The following is a 312-nucleotide window of genomic DNA, read 5'->3' as shown; positions in this document are numbered from 1 at the left end:
AACGGTCCGGTGCCAAGCGCAACTTACACGGCAAGTGATGCAAGTGGCAGCACGAACACGGCAACACTAAGCTTCAATGATGTTAGCCCGGTTAATAATGCACCGATTGCTGCCAATGACGGTCCTTTCACCGTGACCGAAGACACGCCGGCTTCAGGCAATGTATTAACCAATGACAGTGATCTCGAAGGCGACACTTTAAGTGTTGTTCAATTTGTTGTGGATGGCAGTGCAACCGTTTACAGCGCAGGCGATACAGCAACCATTATGGGCGTTGGTGAGCTTATCATTAATGCTGACGGGACCTTTACG

At 50.0% G+C, this 312-nt stretch carries 1 protein-coding gene; it reads left to right on the top strand.

Annotated features, from left to right (window positions below):
• The coding region (locus GQR56_RS20090; protein ID WP_206018232.1) for an Ig-like domain-containing protein at nt 1-312 on the top strand (312 nt) is incomplete at both ends.

The organism is Pseudoalteromonas sp. Z9A5 (genome assembly GCF_011378875.1).
GTDB lineage: Bacteria > Pseudomonadota > Gammaproteobacteria > Enterobacterales > Alteromonadaceae > Pseudoalteromonas.
This window is presented reverse-complemented; position numbering and strand designations above follow the sequence as displayed.